This is a genomic window from Actinomycetota bacterium, from assembly GCA_040757835.1.
Classification (GTDB): Bacteria; Actinomycetota; Geothermincolia; order Geothermincolales; family RBG-13-55-18; genus SURF-21.
Genome location: JBFLWJ010000003.1, coordinates 152,392 through 170,448, shown reverse-complemented (window position 1 = coordinate 170,448; position 18,057 = coordinate 152,392). Strand labels below are relative to the sequence as shown.

The 18,057-nt window shown below is 62.0% G+C and carries 18 protein-coding genes and 5 tRNA genes; 17 read left to right on the top strand and 6 right to left on the bottom strand.

Going from position 1 to position 18,057, the window contains the following annotated elements; genetic code table 11:
* Positions 1–13 precede the first annotated feature (13 nt).
* From rph to AB1384_04700, 5 genes are all read left to right on the top strand, one after another.
* On the top strand, positions 14–766 hold the full coding sequence (rph, locus tag AB1384_04720; protein ID MEW6553571.1) for a ribonuclease PH: 753 nt from the start codon (positions 14–16) through the stop codon (positions 764–766).
* Complete coding sequence (locus AB1384_04715) at positions 763–1,389, top strand: XTP/dITP diphosphatase (GenBank protein ID MEW6553570.1); 627 nt, start codon at positions 763–765, stop codon at positions 1,387–1,389. The genes rph and AB1384_04715 overlap by 4 nt, the downstream gene beginning before the upstream one ends.
* 63 nt (positions 1,390–1,452) lie before the next feature.
* The gene (locus AB1384_04710; protein ID MEW6553569.1) at positions 1,453–1,908 is read left to right on the top strand and encodes an SRPBCC family protein; all 456 of its coding nucleotides are present in this window, start codon (positions 1,453–1,455) and stop codon (positions 1,906–1,908) included.
* A gap of 524 nt (positions 1,909–2,432) precedes the next feature.
* On the top strand, positions 2,433–2,903 hold the full coding sequence (locus tag AB1384_04705; GenBank protein MEW6553568.1) for a hypothetical protein: 471 nt from the start codon (positions 2,433–2,435) through the stop codon (positions 2,901–2,903).
* Complete coding sequence (locus AB1384_04700; protein MEW6553567.1) at positions 2,900–3,313, top strand: hypothetical protein; 414 nt, start codon at positions 2,900–2,902, stop codon at positions 3,311–3,313. The genes AB1384_04705 and AB1384_04700 overlap by 4 nt, the downstream gene beginning before the upstream one ends.
* Before the next feature lie 6 nt (positions 3,314–3,319).
* On the opposite strand, the gene AB1384_04695 is transcribed toward AB1384_04700, so the two are convergent.
* Positions 3,320–3,395, bottom strand: a tRNA-Gly gene (locus AB1384_04695).
* Between the two features lie 62 nt (positions 3,396–3,457).
* On the opposite strand from AB1384_04695, the gene AB1384_04690 reads away from it, so the two are divergent.
* From AB1384_04690 to AB1384_04675, 4 genes are all read left to right on the top strand, one after another.
* Positions 3,458–3,535 (top strand) — tRNA-Pro (locus AB1384_04690).
* 74 nt (positions 3,536–3,609) lie between these two features.
* The gene (locus AB1384_04685) at positions 3,610–4,236 is read left to right on the top strand and encodes a hypothetical protein (protein ID MEW6553566.1); all 627 of its coding nucleotides are present in this window, start codon (positions 3,610–3,612) and stop codon (positions 4,234–4,236) included.
* 102 nt (positions 4,237–4,338) lie between these two features.
* Positions 4,339–4,566: a hypothetical protein gene (locus AB1384_04680; protein MEW6553565.1), complete on the top strand. Its 228-nt coding sequence runs from the start codon at positions 4,339–4,341 to the stop codon at positions 4,564–4,566.
* A 67-nt stretch (positions 4,567–4,633) separates the two neighbouring features.
* The gene (locus AB1384_04675; protein ID MEW6553564.1) at positions 4,634–5,479 is read left to right on the top strand and encodes an SDR family NAD(P)-dependent oxidoreductase; all 846 of its coding nucleotides are present in this window, start codon (positions 4,634–4,636) and stop codon (positions 5,477–5,479) included.
* Positions 5,480–5,501: 22 nt separating this feature from the next.
* Here the strand turns inward: AB1384_04675 and AB1384_04670 are convergent, their stop codons facing one another.
* The 3 genes from AB1384_04670 to AB1384_04660 all read right to left on the bottom strand — a co-directional run bounded on the left by AB1384_04670 (position 5,502) and on the right by AB1384_04660 (position 6,657).
* Entirely contained in the window at positions 5,502–6,236 is a 735-nt protein-coding gene (locus AB1384_04670) for a lysophospholipid acyltransferase family protein (protein ID MEW6553563.1), read from the bottom strand.
* A gap of 258 nt (positions 6,237–6,494) precedes the next feature.
* Positions 6,495–6,570 (bottom strand) — tRNA-His (locus AB1384_04665).
* An 11-nt stretch (positions 6,571–6,581) separates the two neighbouring features.
* Positions 6,582–6,657 (bottom strand) — tRNA-Arg (locus AB1384_04660).
* A 315-nt stretch (positions 6,658–6,972) separates the two neighbouring features.
* Between AB1384_04660 and AB1384_04655 the strand changes: the two genes are divergently transcribed.
* The 4 genes from AB1384_04655 to clpX all read left to right on the top strand — a co-directional run bounded on the left by AB1384_04655 (position 6,973) and on the right by clpX (position 10,665).
* Positions 6,973–7,058 (top strand) — tRNA-Leu (locus AB1384_04655).
* An 81-nt stretch (positions 7,059–7,139) separates the two neighbouring features.
* Entirely contained in the window at positions 7,140–8,582 is a 1,443-nt protein-coding gene (tig, locus tag AB1384_04650) for a trigger factor (protein ID MEW6553562.1), read from the top strand.
* An 80-nt stretch (positions 8,583–8,662) separates the two neighbouring features.
* The gene (locus AB1384_04645) at positions 8,663–9,274 is read left to right on the top strand and encodes an ATP-dependent Clp protease proteolytic subunit (GenBank protein MEW6553561.1); all 612 of its coding nucleotides are present in this window, start codon (positions 8,663–8,665) and stop codon (positions 9,272–9,274) included.
* 128 nt (positions 9,275–9,402) lie between these two features.
* Positions 9,403–10,665, top strand: coding sequence for an ATP-dependent Clp protease ATP-binding subunit ClpX (gene clpX, locus AB1384_04640; protein ID MEW6553560.1), 1,263 nt, complete (start codon positions 9,403–9,405; stop codon positions 10,663–10,665).
* Here clpX and AB1384_04635 read toward each other — a convergent pair.
* Together AB1384_04635 and AB1384_04630 are read right to left on the bottom strand one after the other, a co-directional pair.
* On the bottom strand, positions 10,662–10,985 hold the full coding sequence (locus AB1384_04635; GenBank protein ID MEW6553559.1) for a hypothetical protein: 324 nt from the start codon (positions 10,983–10,985) through the stop codon (positions 10,662–10,664). The genes clpX and AB1384_04635 overlap by 4 nt on opposite strands.
* Before the next feature lie 11 nt (positions 10,986–10,996).
* Positions 10,997–11,833, bottom strand: coding sequence for a methyltransferase domain-containing protein (locus AB1384_04630; protein MEW6553558.1), 837 nt, complete (start codon positions 11,831–11,833; stop codon positions 10,997–10,999).
* Positions 11,834–12,089: 256 nt separating this feature from the next.
* Between AB1384_04630 and AB1384_04625 the strand changes: the two genes are divergently transcribed.
* The 4 genes from AB1384_04625 to AB1384_04610 all read left to right on the top strand — a co-directional run bounded on the left by AB1384_04625 (position 12,090) and on the right by AB1384_04610 (position 18,050).
* Positions 12,090–14,762, top strand: a complete 2,673-nt coding sequence (locus tag AB1384_04625; GenBank protein MEW6553557.1) for a valine--tRNA ligase — start codon at positions 12,090–12,092, stop codon at positions 14,760–14,762.
* A gap of 148 nt (positions 14,763–14,910) precedes the next feature.
* Positions 14,911–16,227, top strand: a complete 1,317-nt coding sequence (locus AB1384_04620; GenBank protein MEW6553556.1) for a folylpolyglutamate synthase/dihydrofolate synthase family protein — start codon at positions 14,911–14,913, stop codon at positions 16,225–16,227.
* Between the two features lie 178 nt (positions 16,228–16,405).
* Entirely contained in the window at positions 16,406–16,816 is a 411-nt protein-coding gene (gene ndk, locus AB1384_04615) for a nucleoside-diphosphate kinase (GenBank protein MEW6553555.1), read from the top strand.
* A gap of 220 nt (positions 16,817–17,036) precedes the next feature.
* Positions 17,037–18,050: a rod shape-determining protein gene (locus AB1384_04610; protein MEW6553554.1), complete on the top strand. Its 1,014-nt coding sequence runs from the start codon at positions 17,037–17,039 to the stop codon at positions 18,048–18,050.
* Positions 18,051–18,057: the final 7 nt, after the last annotated feature.

The following is an 18,057-nucleotide window of genomic DNA, read 5'->3' as shown; positions in this document are numbered from 1 at the left end:
GGAGGTGTGACGGATGTCCAGGCGTGACGGCAGGAAAGCGGACGAGCTGCGCCGCATGAAGATAACCCGCAATTATATCTTGCATGCCGAGGGTTCGGCCTGCGTGGAGATGGGCAGGACCAGGGTGATCTGCACCGCCACCCTGGAGTTCAAAGTGCCGCAGTTCCTGCGGGGGTCGGGCAGGGGATGGGTGACCGCCGAATACGGCATGCTGCCGCGCTCCACCCGGGAGAGGATGAACCGCGAGTCGGTATCCGGCAGGCAGGGGGGCAGGACACTGGAGATACAGCGGCTCATAGGCAGGTCTCTGCGGGCGGTGACCGACCTGGAGGCGCTCAAGGAATACACCCTGTGGATGGACTGCGATGTCATTGAGGCCGACGGGGGCACCCGCACCGCCGCCATCAACGGCGCATACGTGGCCCTATACGACGCCTTCCGCCGCATGGTGGAGGAGAAGAGGCTGCCGGAGGTGCCGCTCACCGGGTCCGTGGCGGCCATGAGCGTGGGTATCGTGGCCGGCGCTCCCCTCCTGGACCTGGACTTCGATGAGGACTCGGGGGCGGAGGTCGACATGAACGTGGTCATGACCGGCAGCGGCGAAATCATCGAAGTGCAGGGGACGGGCGAGAGGAGGGCCTTCAGCCGCGACGAGCTGGACGCCATGCTCGAGCTGGCCCGCGCCGGCATCGAGCAGGTGACCTGGCTGCAGAACAAGGCCCTTTTCGCCCCGGACGGCACCGCGTCCCTCGGGGAGGACGCTTGAGCGCGAGGCGCCTGGTCCTGGCTACGGGCAACCGCGGCAAGATCGGGGAGATACGGGCCGTCCTCTCCGGGCTGGACATCGGGGTCGTGACCTCGGGCGACCTCGCGGGCTGGCCCGACCTGGAGGAGAAAGGGGATACCTTCGAGGAGAACGCCGCCTCCAAGGCCCTGACCCTGGCGCGCTGGGCGGCCATCCCCGCCCTGGCGGACGATTCCGGCCTGGAGGTGGAGGCCCTGGGAGGCCGGCCGGGGGTGTTGAGCGCCCGCTACGCCGGCAGGCAGGGGGACGACGCCGCCAACATCGCCCGCGTGCTGCGGGAGATGGAGGGAATACAGACCGGGTCGCGGGGTGCGCGCTTCGTCTGCGTCCTCGTCCTGGCCTCGCCCGGGGGCGAGGTCGTGGAGGTCAGGGACACCTGCGAGGGGCATATCACCACCGTTCCCCGGGGAGAGCGGGGGTTCGGGTATGACCCCGTTTTCATCGCGGAAGGCCTCGAGAGGACCATGGCGGAGTTGTCCATGGAGGAGAAGAACGCCGTCAGCCACCGCGGCAAGGCCCTGCGGCGCCTGCGCTCCCTGCTGGAGCGGGGCGAACCCGCCTGGTTCTTCGACCTTGTCGGATAAAGGCCAGGGACATGAAAACCGCCGCGACCATCCACGTGCCATGATGAGCAGATGGGAGAGGACATGAGCACGATCAAGTCAACGGCGACCGTATCCACCCACATCGGCCGCTCCATCGAGGAGGTTTTCGACTTCATCACCACGGCCGCGAACTGGGTGAAATGGCACCCGGCGACGGTCTCGGTCTCCGGTGACGTGGATCATCCCGCCCTCGAGGGAGAGACCATCGTCGAGGTCGTGAGGTTCGGCATGGCGCGGGACAGGTTCGCCTGGAAGGTGGAGGAGCGCGAGGCGCCGCACCGCTGGGTCATCCGCGCGAAAAGCGAGCGCCACGGGCAGAAGGTGAAGATCACCTACGACCTGCGGCCGGAGGCCGGCGGTACGCACTGGGAACGGGAGATGGTCTTCTACCTGCCGGGCTGGTTCAAATATCTGGACAAGCTGTTCATCAACAGGGCGCTCACGCGGAATTCGCGCAAGGCTGTAAGGCAGCTCAAGGAACTCCTGGAATCGCACTAAGCAGCGAGAGAAGAAAATGGAGCGGGAGGCCATCTTCGTAGCACTAATATTTGATGTGTAAATAATCATGAGCTTGCCGGAGAGTACCACATCTTCTGGTCTATAGCACATCTCTAAGCCACCCCGTTCACCTCACTATCATCATTGGACTTCCTCGCCTCACCCACTTCCTTCTCCTTTCTTGGAGCAGTTGCAGAAGCGCCGAGACATGTCTATAATAGTAATACTTATGGTATTACTATAGGAGAATCGATGGTTCTACACTATAGAATAGAACGGTTGAGCTGGACTTTTGACACTATCGACAAGTTATAGAGGAAACACCATATTGATTACGAAGAGATTGAGCAGGTCATTTTTGAGGATGAAGAAAGAACGATAATTCCAGAATTCAGCCACAAGCACGGATATCGCTTCAAAGTGATTGGGAAGACTCGTGGAGGGAGAAGGCTAAAGATATTCATTAATCCAGATAGCAGGGAAGAGGGTACCTGGTTTTGTATCACCGCAATGGAGGTAAAGAAATGAAGTTTGCAGACGACGAAGAGACAATGTTTGAAGAAGGTTGGGATGAAGTTGGAGGAATCGAGCTGGAGGTTGCACCAGCCAGGGAGAAATCCACCGTGTTTAGTATGAAAATAGATGCCGAATTGCTGAGGATGCTTGTGGACCAAGCGAGAGAAATGAACATGCCAACGTCAACCTTGGCAAGAGAAATGATAAGAGAGGGGCTATTGAAGAAAAGTGAAAAGGTACCAACGTTCAAGCTAGCCGAGATTCTATGCAGGAGAATAGAAGAGCAGGAAAGCAGCATCTATGATCTTAAGAACTTGGTTAGCAAGAATCTATATGGCCAGCCGTATAGATTCTTTGTGACCAGAAGCATAGCTTTTTCCGGAAATGCTGCAGAATATGATCCCATAGTCAACTTCGATAGTACCGAAGGAGAGCTTAGGGATATAAGCATCAACTCCAACATGACGGAGGGGAGGTGATTGAATTGGAGATAATGGTGATGCTTTGTGATGCCGCTGAAGTTGTGGAAGGTAAATTCTTTATCCTTGGTGGAGGATGGGACATATGTAATGCACTCATCAACCATATGGGGCTTGCCGTTGATATAAAGGTAGGATGGACAGAGACGAATCAAGACCATCGATTTGAACTCGAGCTGCAAACTGAAGATGGTGAAAAAGTTATGGTCGGGGAGCCTTCATCACCAGTAATAGTAGAGGGAAATTTCAATGCTGGGCGTCCCCCAAATGTACCACCTGGCTCCCCAATCAGCGTAAAACAGGCCCTCAATTTCACCAATCTCAAGCTGGAGCCTGGAAAGAGGTACCGTTGGGAAATAAGAATAGACGGAAGCCCTGAGGCCCACGTCTCCTTTAGCACAAGAAAATAGTAAAAATGGAGCGGGAGACGGGCCTCGAACCCGCGACCTAGAGCTTGGAAGGCTCTCGCTCTTCCATCTGAGCTACTCCCGCTCGCCACGAGGATATATTAGCATAGAACGCCACCGGCAAAGGCGATGCTATAATCATGGCGACGGGGTGTAGCGCAGCTTGGTTAGCGCGCATGCTTTGGGAGCATGAGGTCGGCGGTTCAAATCCGCCCACCCCGACCAGGGACAAAGGCCGGGATGGGCCCGGCCTTCAATAAATCAATGCCCGGCGGCCTGAGAGGAGCGGGAGGGAAGAGATGATCGTTGAGAAGGGTTGGTTCATCATCACCATGCAGTTCGGCCCGGACGACGTATTCTTCTTCGAGGACTGGGACGAGACGCCGGTGGGGCCCTACAGCGCCCTCATGCACTTCACCCCCGACGACTTCCGCACCCTCTACGCCTCCAACGAGGCGGGCAGGGACCTCCTCTCGACCATCCACCGCTCCGACGAGCAGGTGGTGACCGACATCACCTCGCGCCGTCAGGACGGCCGCTGGACCATCGAACTGGACACGGGGGAGAGAGGCCGGCTCCGCATCGAGGTGGACTACAAGGCGACCCTCCTGCTCAAGCTGATGAACCCCATGCTGCGCCTCGTCCCCGACGTGGTCGCGCGCAATCCCCTCTACTGCAGGCTTGTCCCCCGGCTGGCCGCGCCCATCATGGGCACCGACCCCAACACCAAGATGGCCGGCTACACCGAGCTGGGGCGCAAGAGCCATTTCCGCATGGAGAAGGTCTTCCTCATCAGCGGTGGGCGCTGCACCTGGGGCGGGTCCGACTGCGGCCCCCTGACCGACTGCCGCTACCAGCACGACCTGGGGGACTACCGGCCCGTATCCAAACCGGCCATCAGCTATCTCCACTACATCGTGGAGTAGGGCCCCGCCCGAGCCTGCCGGCCCCCGCTCGAGGTATTATCGAGACCTGCGCGGCTTCCGATACCAATATCGGTACAAAAGGAGGAGATTGGAGGTCGCCCGATGCTGTTCATCGCATTGATCATCGGCCATTGCTGTGGTTCCATCGCGGAGTCCTGGGGCAAGGACAGAAAGGCCTGGTTCCGGCGGGGCGCCATAATCTCCTTCCTTATCATCTGGGGCTGGCACCAGAAACACGAATACAGGAAGTTCAAGGAGATGGGCATCCCCCTGAAGGACCTGGTCAGAGAACGCATGGCGGAGAGAGAGAAGGGCGGCGCACCCGCCTGAAAGAGCCTTCTGCACGGGAGCGCATAAAGACGCGAAAGCGGTGGGAAGCGACAAGAAGGGGAGAGGGATGGATGATTTTCGCGGCAAGGTGGTGGCGGTCACGGGGGCGGCGAGCGGCCTCGGCGCCGAGATCGCACGTGCGTTCGCGCGGAGGGGAGCGCGCCTCGAGCTGTGCGACGTGGATTCGGACAGGCTGTGCGGCATCTGCCGGGAGCTCGAGCGCGCGGGCGCAGAGGTCTCTATGGAGGTGGTGGACGTGTCCCGGGCGGAGCAGGTGGGAGCGTGGAGCGAGCACGTGCTCGAGCGCTCGGGGGCGGTAGACGTGCTCGTCAACAACGCCGGCGTGACCTGCGCCGGCCGCTTCGAGGCGCTGACCCTAGACGACTGGGAGTGGATAGCCGGCATTGACTTCTGGGGCGTCATCTACGGTTGCCACTTCTTCTACCCGCGCATGAAGGAGAGGGGCCGCGGGCATATAGTAAACATATCCTCCGCGGCGGCGCACGCCCCCCTGCCGCTGATGTCCGCGTACGGCACGCTCAAGGCCGCGGTCCTCGCTTTCTCTCAGAGCCTGCGCGGTGAAGGCGCGGCCTACGGCATCGGGGTCTCCGTGGTCTGCCCGGGCGCGATGAACACCAACATCGCCGATTCGATGCGGCTCATCTCGCCGGCCGGGCGTATGTCCCTGGATCCTAAAGCCATGGAGGGCTCAAGGACGGTCCGGTTCCTGCGTGGATCGATAGGCACACCCGCCAGGGTCGCCGAGCAGGTGGTCCGCGCGGTGGAGCGCGACCGGGGCATCGTAAACGCGGGGATCGAGACCAAACTCCTCGACCTGTTCTGGCGCGTCAACCGCCGCCTGGCAGTGGCGGGCCTCAGGACCTCGCTGCGGCTGATAGACCGCCATCTGTGAGTGCCCTTCGCCTTGCTGGCCATCAAGCGCTCTCGCCGATGAGCTCGGCGATGGAAGCCCTCACCGCCGCGATGAGCTCGTCCCTCTGCTCGAGGGTGTAGGCGGAAGCGTCGATGGGCGCGCCGATGCTGAAGGTGACCTCCTGGTCGAGGTAGAAATCCCATTTCCGCGGGGGCATCACCTTCTCCGTGCCCTGTATCCCCACCGGGATGATGGTGGCTCCCGCCTCGATGGCGGTGATGAACCCCCCCTTCTTGAAGGCCCCGAGCGTACCGTCCCTGGAGCGGGTGCCCTCGGCGGCCACCCACAAGAGTACGCCGCTCTGCATCACCTTGCGGGCCTCGGCCAGCGAGAGCTTGGCCTTCTCCAGGTCGGAGCGGTCGATGAAGACGAACTCCCCACAATCCAGCGCCTTTCCCCAGATGGGCACGCGGCGGAGTTCCTGCTTGGTGAGCATACGCAGGCTGCCGGGGAGGCTGGCCACCGACAGGGGGATGTCGTAAAGGCTGCGGTGGTTGCACATCACCATGTATGGCCTGCCCGGCTCCAGCTCCAGGCCATAGGGATCGTTGACGGTTCGGCGCATCCTTACCGAGTCGCACAGGGTGTTGGCATACCAGCGGAATATCCTGTCGCCGAAAGCGCGGTCATACCCGCCCCCGAGGTAGACCTTGTAGATGTTCTGGATGGATATCCGCAAGGTGGCGTAGAGGACCACCAGCATGAGCCATATCTTCCTGGGCAGATTTGCCTTCAATAGAACCTCTCGGATAAAGCCGTATAGAGCATACTCAATTCTCACCCCGGAACGCCGCGGATGCAAGTGCCGGTCGAGCTACCGCCATGATCCGGGGGGGCGGACGCGAGGACGGGAAGCTGCCTGCACGGCCCGCGAGGCCGGTGGCGCCATACACGCGGATTATCTCCGGCGGGCCTGCGACGGCGGAACCGGCTGGACGCGCCCGGTCTGTATGCTGAAAGCGAAAGCAAGGGCTTTAGCCCTTGCTCCTTATGCTGGGGTGAGCGACGGGACTTGAACCCGCGACCTCTGGGGCCACAACCCAGTGCTCTTCCGGCTGAGCTACGCCCACCACGTTCTTTCTGGCACGCCTGGGAGGACTCGAACCTCCAACCTGCGGATTAGAAGTCCGCTGCTCTATCCTTTGAGCTACAGGCGCACGTTCCGCAAGGAGATTATAGCACTTGAAAACAGTTGCATGGGTCGTTGCATCCCGGAGCATATGTGCCAGGCCTGGACGATCGGAATCGTCCAGGCGACTGGCGCCGTCGCGCTCCAGCCCCCCATTTTTTCAGCGCAAGACCCAATCGAGGTTGCCACGTCGCTCCACTTCCCGCAATGAGGCTTTCGCTAGGCGAAAACCTTACTTACGCGATGCTGGCCGTCGTGACCCGATGCGGCGCTGATGCGGCTGTTTGCCTCGTCTTTATGCAAGTAGTAGTATATTTATCGTTCTTGAACCCCGGATAATCGGGCGAGAGTGGCGGAATGGTAGACGCGCTGGGCTTAGGACCCAGTGGTTTTATGACCGTGGGGGTTCGAGTCCCCCCTCTCGCACCAGGAGCTCCCGCACCCGCACGGGGGTGGGATTTTTTACGCCGGTCCGAGCGAGTGAAGATATGACTGGAAGGAGCACGTGAGGTGGCCGTGAAAGCTGAGATGGAGGAAGTAGACAAGAACAAGGTGCGTATAAGGGTCGAGGTCCCCGCGGAGGACATCGGCAAGGCGGTGGACCGCGCGTTTCGCGATATCGCCCGGGAGGTGACCATCCCCGGTTTCCGCAAGGGAAAGGTGCCGCGCCGCGTGCTGCAGGCCAGACTGGGTATGGACGCTATCTACCAGGAGGTCAAGCAAGCCAACCTGCCGGACTACTACGCGGAAGCCCTGGACAAGTTGGGCATCGAGCCCATCGACGAGCCCGATATCGATGTCGACGAGATCGAGATCGCGGAGGGGAAGCCCCTGGCTTTCGAGGCCACGGTGGAGATAAAACCCCGGGTGGAACTGGCTGGCTACGTGGGCGTTGAGGTGGAGCGCCCGGACGAAGAGGTCACCGCTGAGGAGGTGGAGAGGGTCTTGGGCAGCATGCGCGAGAAGTTCGCGCAGCTGGACGTGGTCTCTGGCAAGGTACTCGCCGACGGCGACTTCGCCCTCATCGACTTCGACGGCACGGTTAACGACGTGGCTTTCGAGGGCGGATCGGCCAAGGACTTCATGCTGGAGATCGGCACGGAGAACATCTGGCCCGAGTTCAACGAGGAGCTGCGGGGAAAGCGCAAGGGGGATATCCTGGACATCAAGGTGAAGATGCCGGAGCAGTTCCCCGACGAGGAGCTGGCCGGGAAGGTCGCCTCGTTCAAGGTGATAGTGAAGGAGGTCAAGGTAAAGAAGCTACCCGAAGCCAACGACGATTTCGCGAAGGAGGCCAGCAAATTCGACACCATAGCCGAGTTGGAGGAGGACATCCGCGGCAAGCTGGCCGAGGCCAAGAAGGCACAGGCCGAGGAGTCAGTACGCATGCAGGTGCTCAAGAAGCTGGAGGAAGGCCTGGAGGTGGACATACCCGAGAAGATGGTGGAGGACTACGCCCACCACCGCCAGCACGAGCTGGAGGCCCGCCTCTCTTCGAGCGGCTTGACCCTGGACAATTACCTCGAGGCGGTCGATTACACACCGGAGCGCATGGAGGAGGAGTTCGAGACCGAGGCCAGGAAGCTCATCCGCAATGAGCTGATCCTGGACGCGGTGATCCGCGCGGAAAGCCTGGAGGTCGGTGACGAGGAATTGGAGGAAGAGGTAGCGGCGCGGGCGGAGATGTTCGGGGTGCCGGCAGAGAGCTTCCGCAAGGTTCTGGAAGAGCGGGGCGCGCTGGAGGAGATGCGCGAGGACCTGCGGCGCAGAAAAGCCCTCAAGTTTTTAGGGGACAATGCCGTTTTTGCCGGTGAAGGAGGCAAAGCGGCCTCCGGAACCGAAACCGCCGAGGCGAAGTCAGAAACCGTTGGGAATAAGGCGGAAGCAGACGAAGAGAACCCCACCGAAGCGGTCCCGCCACGGGATGACCAGGCACCGGAGCAGGAAGGATAGATATCGAGGCGGCTGTTGTCGGTGCGCGGGTATAATCTTTCTTAAATAGACGTTTTCGCGGAAGAAAAGGGTGATGAGATATGGATACCAGCCTCATACCTATCGTGATCGAACAGACGAACCGCGGCGAGCGGTCTTTCGACATCTATTCTCGCCTGCTCAAGGACCGCATCATCTTCCTGGGTACGGAGATTGACGACCACGTGGCCAACGTGGTCATGGCCCAACTCCTCCACCTCGATTCCGAGGACCCGGGCAAGGACATACATATCTATATCAACAGTCCGGGAGGGGTGGTCACCTCCACCCTTGCCATCTACGACACCATGCAGTACGTGAACTCGGACGTCTCGACCATCTGCATCGGGCAGGCGGCGTCGGGCGCGGCGTTGCTGCTCTGCGCCGGGGCGGCGGGCAAGCGTTTCGCGCTCCCCCACTCGCGGGTGCTGCTGCACCAACCGGCGGGGGGAACCAGCGGCCAGGCGGTGGACATCGATATCCATGCCCGCGAGATACTGCGCTTGCGCGACCTCCTGGACAAGATACTCTCCGACCACACCGGACAGCCCCTGGACCGCATCAGGGCGGACACCGACCGCGACTTCATCATGACCGCGCAAGAGGCCATGGAATACGGGGTCATCGATGCCCTGATCGAGAAGAAGGTGGAGGAAGAGGCGAAGCTCAAGTAGGCGTCTCATACGGGTATGGCGGGACCGGTGGCGAAAAGGATGTAATGAAGCGGACGCGGCGGCCGATAAGTAATAGTGTGCCGGCGGGGACGTTGTTAGAGACAGGCAAAACACGGAGGTAGACCTCAATGGCGAAGTTCGGAGAAGGCGGCGACCTGCTCAAGTGCTCTTTCTGCGGCAAGAGCCAGCGGCAGGTTAAGAAGCTCATAGCCGGCCCGGGCGTGTACATCTGCGACGAGTGCATCGACCTCTGCAACGAGATCATCGAGGAGGAGCTCTCCGAGACCCCGGAACTGCGCCTGGAGGAGCTGCCCAAGCCCAGTGAGATCTACGATTTCTTGAACGACTACGTCATCGGCCAGGAGAAGGCCAAGAAGATACTTTCGGTGGCAGTGTACAACCACTACAAGCGCATCCAGGTGGGTTCTTACTCAGATGACGATGTGGAGCTGCAGAAGAGCAACATCGTGCTCATCGGCCCCACCGGTTGCGGCAAGACCCTGCTGGCCCAAACCCTCGCGCGCGTGCTCAACGTGCCCTTCTGCATCGCCGATGCCACCACCCTCACCGAGGCCGGTTACGTGGGCGAGGACGTGGAGAACATCCTGCTCAAGCTCATCCAGGCCGCGGACTACGACGTTAAGCGGGCGGAGACGGGGATCATCTATATCGACGAGGTGGACAAGATCGCCCGCAAGTCGGAGAACCCCTCCATCACCCGCGACGTCTCCGGCGAGGGCGTGCAGCAGGCGCTGCTCAAGATCCTCGAGGGAACGGTGGCCAGCGTGCCGCCCCAGGGGGGCCGCAAGCATCCCCACCAGGAGTTCATCCAGATCGACACCACCAACGTCCTCTTCATCTGCGGCGGCGCATTCGCCGGGCTGGAGAGCATCGTGGAGAACCGCATCGGCAAGAAGGGCGTGGGCTTCGGGGCCGACGTGCGCAAGCGCGAGGACAAGGAGATCGGCGAGGTCCTGGAGCAGGTCATGCCCGAGGACCTGCTGAAGTACGGGCTCATACCCGAGTTCGTGGGCAGGCTGCCGGTGATCGCCGCCTTCCACGGCCTCAAGGAGGAGGACCTGGTGTGCATCCTCACCGAGCCCAAGAATGCGCTGGTCAAACAGTATAAAAAGTTCTTCGAGTTCGACGGGGTGGAGCTGCGCTTCACCGACGGGGCGCTGCGTGCCATCGCCCGCAAGGCCACCCAGAGGACCACCGGCGCCCGCGGCCTGCGCGCCATCATGGAGGAGAGCCTGCTCAACGTGATGTACGAGCTGCCCTCCCGCAACGATATCATCCGCTGCGTGGTGACCAAGGACACCGTGGACAAGGGCATCGAGCCCACCCTGGTGACCTCCGGGGCCGAGTACAAGGACGAGGAGAGCGCCTAGCGGCGGAAGCGGCCGGCGAAGCGGGCCGTGCGCAGCAGCGGGTGTGAGTTCAATTCTTCAAGGGCATCCCGGATATCTTCCACGTTCTCCCTTATCTCCTGGCTGGTCCCGTTGATGCCCTGGACCCGCCCCTCCATGATCCTGGCCGCGGCCTGCAACTCCTCGAGGTATTCCCGGAAGAGCTTCACCCATGGCTGCGTGTCCTTGTAGGCATAGCGGGCTGTGCGGTAGATGCGCAGGGCCGAATAGACCAGCACCACCAGGCAGATGAACCCCATGGCCAGGGAGCCGAGGAAGACGATAAGCGCCACCGTTCCCAAGGTCCGCCCCCTCAGCCCCTCTTCACCGCTCGGACCATGCCGTAGCCGTAGATGCCCTGCTGCATGAAGGCCTCGTCGATCTCGCAGCCGCGGATGAAGATATCCACGTCCTTCTTCGCGAAAGCATCGCCGCCGCTGCGCGCGTAACGCATGGCGTTCTCCTTCCACCTGGTCATGGTGGGAAGGGCCTGTCGCGAGATATCGACGGTGGTGACATCGTTGAAACCAGCCTCGATGAGCAGGTTGCAATAGTCCCCAAGGGTAATCACCTGCGCCGGCCCGAAGGCCTTCATCAGCTGGTAATACTCCGGGAGGTGCTTGAGGAAGTGCCAGACCCCCTTATGCATGGGCAGGAGCTTTGCCTGGGTGACGTCGCAGAGGGCGAAGGTGCCGCCGGCTTTTAGCACGCGATGGCATTCCCGGAAGAGCGCCCGTTTATCCCTGAAGAGGTGCGAGGCCTCCATGATCCATACCACGTCGAAGCTGCCGTCCGGGAACCCGTTGGCCACCCCGTCGGCTACCCTGAAATTCACGCCGTCGTAGCCCCTCTCGCGGGCTGTGGTGCTGGCAAGCTGGACGCCGCGCTCGCTGGTGGATATGCCGTCGATGCTGCAGCCTAACTTATCGTAGATGTAAAAGGCCGGGTTGCCGATACCACACCCCACATCCAGGACGTGGCTGTCCGCGTTGATGTCGCTCAACTCCAGCAGCTTCTCAATGAGCAGGTCCGTCGCCCGTGCCAGCTCCATGTCCTCGGTCTCGAAATAACCGAAGTGGAGGTTGTCCCCCATGAACTCTTTCCATGAGTCGGTCACGTGGTTGTAATGCTCCCTGGCATTCGCCGGCATATCAGCACACCCTTCTTCTCGCCTCGTTCCATAACGCTCGCTGTTGGAGGTTATTCTACCACGACGGGGTCGGCCCCCGACATGTGACAAAGGGAGTGGGGTCAGGGGCTGACCCCGTCTGACCCCATCTCCCCCACGATCTCTCGCAGCCGACTATAATTACTGCAGTGAGGTTTGACAAAGGGGCGGCTGCTTCATACCATGCATGGGAACACGCGTTTCGTGCCAATCGGCAGGTGGAAGAGGAGAAATGCAGGTGAAAAAAGAGGCAGCCGAGGGCGGTGGCGGCGCCCCGAGCGATGAGATAACCAAGGCGTACGAGCCGGCCGAGGTCGAGGACAGGTGGTATGCCTTCTGGGAGAAGAACCGATACTTCCATGCCGAGGTCAACCCGGACAAGGAGCCTTTCACCATCGTCATACCCCCACCTAACGTCACCGGGTCGCTCCACCTGGGCCACGCCCTCAACAACTCCCTGCAGGACTTCATCATCCGCCGCAAGCGCATGCAGGGCTACGAGACCCTGTGGCTGCCGGGAACCGACCATGCGGCCATCGCCACCCACGCCGTGGTCGAGCGCGCCCTGGCCGAGGAGGGCACCGACCGCTGGGAGATAGGGCGCGAGGCTTTCCTGGAGCGGGTGTGGCAGTGGGTGGACAAGTATGGCGGCACCATCATCACCCAGCTCAAGAGGATGGGCTGTTCCTGCGACTGGGAGCGGGAGCGCTTCACCATGGACGAGGGGTGCTCTCGCGCGGTGCGCGAGGTCTTCGTGCGCTTCTACGAGGAGGGGCTGATCTACCAGGGTTACTATATCGTCAACTGGTGCCCGCGCTGCCTCACGGCCATCTCCGACATCGAGGTGGAGCACGAGGACACCGAGGGCAAGCTGTGGCACATCCGCTACGACGTCAAGGACACCGGCGAGCCCATCTACGTCGCCACCACGCGGCCGGAGACAATGCTCGGGGACACCGCTGTAGCTGTCAACCCCCGCGACCCCCGTTACCGCCACCTGGTGGGCAAGACGGTCGTCCTGCCGCTGCTGGGGCGGGAGATGCCGGTCATCGCCGACGACTTCGTGGACCCCGAGTTCGGGACGGGCATGGTCAAGGTGACGCCGGCCCACGACCCCAACGACTTCGAGATGGGAAGGCGCCACGGCCTGGAGGAGATAAACATCCTCACCCCCGAGGCGGTGGTCAACGAGAACGGCGGCCCCTACGCGGGACTCGACCGTTACGAGGCCCGCAATGCCGTGGTGCGCGACCTGGAGAAGATGCACTACGTGCAGAAGGTGGAGCCCCACCTGCACGCCGTGGGACACTGCTACCGCTGCCACACCGTCATAGAGCCCTACCTCTCCAAGCAGTGGTTCGTGAGCATGCCGAAACTGGCGGAGCCGGCCATCGCGGCGGTGGAGGAAGGGAAGACGAAGTTCGTCCCCGTGCGCTGGGAGAAGACCTACTTCGAATGGATGTACAACATCCGCGACTGGTGCATCTCGCGCCAGCTCTGGTTCGGGCACCGCATACCGGCCTGGTACTGCCAGGAGTGCGGCGAGGTCATCGTCTCGCGCGAGGACCCTGCGGCCTGCCCGTGCGGGGGGGAGCTGGAGCAGGACCCGGACGTGCTGGACACCTGGTTCTCGTCGGGACTGTGGCCTTTCTCCACCCTGGGGTGGCCGGATGACGTCCCGGAGCCGGAGTATTTCTACCCCACCTCGGTGCTGGTGACCGCCTTCGACATCATCTTCTTCTGGGTGGCGCGCATGATGTTCCTGGGCATCCACTTCATGGGGGACGTGCCCTTCCGGGAGGTCTTCGTGACCGCCCTCATCCGCGACGAGTCGGGGAAGAAGATGAGCAAGTCCTCGGGGAACGTCATCGACCCCCTGGACGTCATCGAGAGGTACGGCGCGGACGCCCTGCGCTTCACCCTGGGGCATATCGCCGTGCCGGGGCGGGACGTCTTCCTCTCCGAGGAGCGCATCGCGGGCAGCCGCAACTTCTGCAACAAGATATGGAACGCATCCCGCTTCGCCCTCATGAACCTGGAGGGGTTCGATCCCGCCGCTGAGGGCACCGGCGGGCTGCAATACACCCTGGCAGACCGCTGGATACTGTCGAGCTTGAGCGGGCTCATCTCCACCATGGACGAGTACTGCGAGGCGTACAACTTCAGCGAGGCTTGCCGCGCCCTCTACGAGTTTTTCTGGAGTGACTTCTGCGACTGGTACGTGGAGTTGTCCAAGCTTCGCCTCTACGGCGGGGACGAGGCTGGAAAGCTCACGGCACAGTACGTGCTGTGGACGGTGCTGGAGCATGCCGTGCGCCTGTTGCACCCCTTCATGCCTTTCATCACCGAGGAGATCTGGCAACGCCTGCCGGCGAGCGGCGAATCCATAACCGTGGCCCCCTGGCCACGGCCGCGCCCGGAATGGCGGGACGCGGCGGCGGAGGAGGAGATGGGGATACTGCGGGAGATCATCACCTGCATGCGCCGCCTGCGCTCGGAGATGGGGGTACAGCCGGGGGCACGCCTGGCCGCGGTGGTGGTGCCGCTCGAAGAAGGGCGGGGCGGCCTCATCACGGAACACATGGAATACGTCACCTCGCAGGCCCGCCTCTCCGGCCTTGAGATAGCCGCTGAGGTAGCGGACCCCGCTTCTTTCGCGCGCGGACTGGCGGCAGGCGTGGAGGTGTTCATCCCCCTCGCGGGCGGGGATTTCTCCGAGGAGACGGCGCGCATCAAGCGGGAGATAGCCAGGCTGGAGGAGGAATCCGAGCGCTTCCAGGCCAAGCTATCCAACGACCAGTTCCTTTCCAAGGCGCCCCCGGAAGTGGTGCAGAAGGAGCGGCGCAGGCTGGCGGACAACCGCCTCAAGATAGAGAAGTTGCGGGAGCAACTGGCCTTGCTCGGAGGATAAAGGGGTCAGGTCTTGGATCTTGGATTCCATAATATGGTATCTAAAGCAAAGTGCCTGTATGGAAGCGGTGTTTTTCTGTGCTGATCGCAAACATACCGGAGTATCCAAAATCCAAGAACCGACCCCATAAACGCCATAAGAGAGGTTGATGGTGGATTTCAAGGCGGCGGAGCGGTATCTGGGGCAGGCGGCCCGGCACGGCATCAAGCCCAGCCTGGACCGTATTCGGCTGCTCTGCTCCAAGCTGGGGGAGCCGCAGCTGGAGTTCCCCTCCATCCATATAACCGGCACCAACGGCAAGACCTCCACCGCGCGCATGATCTCCTCCATCCTCGAGGTGAGCGGGAAGAAGGTGGCTCGCTATACGTCGCCGCACATGCAGTCCGTGACCGAGCGCATCTGCATAAACGGCAGGCCGGTGCCGGAGCGCGATTTCGCGGCGCTGCTGGAGAGGATCATCCCGCAGGTGGAGGAGACGGACGCGGAGACCGGCGACCCACTGAGCTATTTCGAGGTCACCACGGCCATGGCCTTCGTGCACTTCGCGGCGCTCAAAGTGGATGTCGGCGTGATCGAGGTGGGGCTGGGGGGCAGGTGGGACGCCACCACCCTGGTCGATTCGCACCTGCAGGTGATCACTGGCGTGGCCCTTGACCACGTGGCCGAACTGGGCGGGACCCTGGAGAAGATCGCCTGCGAGAAGGCGGGCATCATCAAGGAGGACAGTTACGTCATCTCCGCGGTTAGCGACCCGGCAGCCCTGGAGGTGATCTCCCGAACCTGCGATGAAAAGGGGAGCACCCTCCGGCTCTTCGGCCGGGACTTCCAGCTCCTCTATAACCTGACCTACGGCCTGGAGACGGGCAGAATAGGCCAGGCCGTGGGCATCCAGGGCCTGTTGCGGGAATATCCTGAACTATTCGTGCCCCTGCTGGGGGAGCACCAGGCGATGAACGCCGCCTGTGCCGTGGCGGCATGCGAGACGTACGCGGGCTCGCTCTCGGCCCTGTCCTCCACGGAGGTGGAGGCCGGGATGAAGAGGGTGAAGTCGCCGGGGCGCCTCGAGGTGGTCTCCCTCGATCCCCTGGTACTCCTCGACGGGGCCCATAACCCTGACGGCGCGAGCAGGCTGGCGCACGTTATCAGCAACGACCTCGACTACGACGACCTCATCCTGGTGGTGGGAATACTCGAGGACAAGGACGCGCGGAACATGCTGGAGCTTCTCCTCCCCCTGGCCTCCACGGCGGTGGTCACTCAGAGCGCGGACGAGCGCGCCATGCCGGCGCACGCTCTGGCGGCCCTGGTGAAGGAGATGGGGCATGACTGCGTGGTGGTGGAAGACGTGGCGGAGGCGGTGAAGTTCGCGCGCACTATGGCGACGGTGTCGGACATGGTCTGCGTGACCGGCTCGCTGTACACGGTGGGGGAGGCGCGCGGCGCCCTCGGGCTACGCCCAGAATAAACGCTAACTACTACTAAAATAGGTTACGATAGATTGCATCGCGTAAGCGCGTAGGCGACAGCGGCGCCCGGAGGGCGACGCGGCGGTGCCAGTCGCCCGGCCGATTCCGATCGGCCGGGCCTGGCACGGGTACGCACGGAACAGTTATTGCTGGAAGCTATAGACAACGGAGGTTTATATGCCGAGCGAGAGGACCCTGGTGCTGGTAAAGCCGGACGGCGTGAGGAGGGGACTGGCTGGGGAGGTGATCTCGCGCTTCGAACGCCTCGGCCTGAAGATCGTAGCCATGCGGCTGCTGCAGGTGGACGAGGAGCTGGCCTCCCGCCACTATGCCGAGCATATAGACAAGCCATTCTATCCCGAACTGGTCTCCTTCATCACCTCGGGTGAGGTGGTGGCCATGGTGCTGGAGGGCGAAACGGCCATCGCCGTGGTCAGGAAACTCATGGGCCCCACCGATCCCGCCGATGCCCCACCGGGGACCATAAGAGGAGACTACGGGCTCGAGATAACCGAGAACATCGTACATGGGTCCGACGGGCCGGAGAGCGCCGCCCGGGAGGTGGCGCTGTTCTTCCCGGAACTGTAATCTCCGGGGGAACAACGATCTGGCGGGCCCCGTCTATCCCCTTGTGGCCGGCCGGGCGGTTCGCCACTCTAACAAGGATAAGTAGAGCGGGCCGTCGAATATCATTGCAGGTCACGAGGGTAATCAGCCGTGTATGATAGAATAATTTGAAGCACAGAGGCGGCCTTCGGGCCGTCAAATATATGATGGAAAGGTGAACCACGTGTTCTCTTCGTGGGAGATGCTCGGAAGGGACATGGCCATAGACCTGGGGACAGCCAATACCCTGGTTTACGTACGCGGGAAGGGCATTGTCCTCAACGAGCCCTCAGTGGTGGCCATCAACACCTCCAATGGGGCCATCCTGGCGGTGGGCGCGGAGGCCAAGAGGATGATCGGCCGCACGCCCGGACACATCGTGGCCGTACGTCCCCTGAGGGACGGGGTCATCGCGGACTTCGACGTCACCGAGAAGATGTTGCGGTATTTCATCCAGAAGGTACACAAGAGGAGGCTTTTTGCCCGGCCGCGCGTGGTAGTCTGCGTGCCCTCCGGCACCACCGGAGTGGAGCAGAGGGCGGTGGAGGAGGCCTGCATCCAGGCCGGGGCAAGGGCCGCCTATATCATCGAGGAGCCCATGGCGGCGGCCATCGGAGCGGGCCTTCCCATCCACGAGCCCACCGGGAACATGGTCGTGGACATCGGGGGAGGCACCACCGAAGTGGCGGTCATCTCTCTGGGAGGCATAGTGACTAGCGAGTCCATCCGCATAGGCGGAGATGAACTGGACGAATCGGTCATCAACTACATCAAGAGGGAATACAACCTGATGATCGGGGAGAGGACGTCAGAGGAGCTCAAGATCCAGATCGGTTCGGCCTTCCCCATGGGCGACGAGATAAACGCCGAGATAAGGGGGAGGGACCTGGTAACCGGCCTCCCCAAGACCATCGTGGTCCTGGCAGAGGAGATACGGGAGGCCATAGAGGAACCCATCTCGGCCATCGTCGACGCGGTCAAGACCACGCTGGACAAGACTCCCCCGGAGCTGGCATCGGACATCATGGACCGGGGGATAATGCTGACGGGAGGAGGGGCCCTGCTGACCGGGCTTGACGAGAGGCTCCGCCATGAGACGGCCATGCCGGTGGAGGTCACCGGTTCACCGCTCTCGGACGTGGCCATCGGGTCCGGGAAGTGCCTCGAGGAGTTCGAGATCATGAAGAAGGTGTTGATCTCCTCGTCCCGGCATTAAACCGGGG

Excerpts from the sequence above, each read along its gene's own strand:
- rph (MEW6553571.1), top strand. The coding sequence starts at position 14 with ATGTCCAGGCGTGACGGCAGGAAAGCGGACGAGCTGCGCCGCATGAAG.
- AB1384_04710 (MEW6553569.1), top strand. The coding sequence starts at position 1,453 with ATGAGCACGATCAAGTCAACGGCGACCGTATCCACCCACATCGGCCGC.
- AB1384_04705 (MEW6553568.1), top strand. The coding sequence starts at position 2,433 with ATGAAGTTTGCAGACGACGAAGAGACAATGTTTGAAGAAGGTTGGGAT.
- AB1384_04685 (MEW6553566.1), top strand. The coding sequence starts at position 3,610 with ATGATCGTTGAGAAGGGTTGGTTCATCATCACCATGCAGTTCGGCCCG.
- AB1384_04680 (MEW6553565.1), top strand. The coding sequence starts at position 4,339 with ATGCTGTTCATCGCATTGATCATCGGCCATTGCTGTGGTTCCATCGCG.
- AB1384_04675 (MEW6553564.1), top strand. The coding sequence starts at position 4,634 with ATGGATGATTTTCGCGGCAAGGTGGTGGCGGTCACGGGGGCGGCGAGC.
- AB1384_04645 (MEW6553561.1), top strand. The coding sequence starts at position 8,663 with ATGGATACCAGCCTCATACCTATCGTGATCGAACAGACGAACCGCGGC.
- clpX (MEW6553560.1), top strand. The coding sequence starts at position 9,403 with ATGGCGAAGTTCGGAGAAGGCGGCGACCTGCTCAAGTGCTCTTTCTGC.
- AB1384_04630 (MEW6553558.1), bottom strand. The coding sequence starts at position 11,833 with ATGCCGGCGAATGCCAGGGAGCATTACAACCACGTGACCGACTCATGG.
- AB1384_04620 (MEW6553556.1), top strand. The coding sequence starts at position 14,911 with ATGGTGGATTTCAAGGCGGCGGAGCGGTATCTGGGGCAGGCGGCCCGG.
- ndk (MEW6553555.1), top strand. The coding sequence starts at position 16,406 with ATGCCGAGCGAGAGGACCCTGGTGCTGGTAAAGCCGGACGGCGTGAGG.
- AB1384_04610 (MEW6553554.1), top strand. The coding sequence starts at position 17,037 with ATGCTCGGAAGGGACATGGCCATAGACCTGGGGACAGCCAATACCCTG.